Genomic DNA, 840 nt, shown 5'->3' with positions numbered 1-840 from the left:
GCCATTTCGAACTGGTGGCCGACCGCAAGACCGGCCTGCTGCCCGGCGAGACGATCCGGCTCGGGCGCGACCGCTTTACCGTGGTCGGGCTGGTCGAAGGGGCTATGAACTCGGGCGGGGATCCGGCGGTCTATGTGACGCTGGCCGACGCGATGGCGCTTCAGACTGAACTCGACCCCGCCGCCCAGCGGGTGCAGGCCGCGCGCGGGGCTGTCTCTGTCAAGTCCGCATCGGTCGCCGCCATAATTGCCCGCATGTCGCCGGGCGCCGATGTCGATCTGCTGACCGCGACCGTGCGCCAATGGAAGCACCTCGCCGCCATGACCCAGGCCGAACAGGAGGAACTGCTGCTCGCCTCGGTGGTCGACAAGGCGCGCCGCCAGATCGGGCTGTTCCTCGGCATCCTTCTCTCCGTCAGCGCCGTGGTGATCGCCCTCATCATCTACACGATGACCATGGAGAAGCTGAAGCAGATCGCCACGCTGAAGCTGATCGGCGCGCCCGACCGCACCATCATCGCGCTGATCGTGCAGCAGGCGCTGATCCTCGGCGCCTCAGGCTGGGGGATCGGCCTGATGCTGATCCTTACGGTGAAGGACTATTTTCCCCGTCGCGTGGTGCTGGAGCCGTTCAACGTCATGGTCCTTGCCGGCATCATCGCCGCCGTCTGTCTTCTATCCTCGGCGCTCGGCGTGCGGGCGGCGATGAAGGTCGACCCGGCCACAGCGCTCGGGAGCTGACCGACATGGCGCTCGGCGACATCCTCATCGAGGTCTCGAACGTAGCCAAGCATTTCGGCGAGGGCGAAACCCGCGTCGATGCCCTGCGCGCGGTCGATCT

The 840-nt window shown here is 66.5% G+C and carries 1 protein-coding gene; it reads left to right on the top strand.

Annotation, left to right across the window (positions count from 1 at the left end; genetic code table 11):
- On the top strand, positions 1-740 hold a 740-nt coding region (locus ACDP63_RS25040), incomplete at its 5' end, for an ABC transporter permease (protein WP_409928878.1).
- Positions 741-840: the final 100 nt, after the last annotated feature.

This window comes from Paracoccus sp. P2 (genome assembly GCF_046335115.1).
GTDB lineage: Bacteria > Pseudomonadota > Alphaproteobacteria > Rhodobacterales > Rhodobacteraceae > Paracoccus > Paracoccus pantotrophus.
The sequence above is the reverse complement of the archived record's forward strand: the minus strand, read 5'-3'. Positions and strand labels throughout refer to the sequence as shown.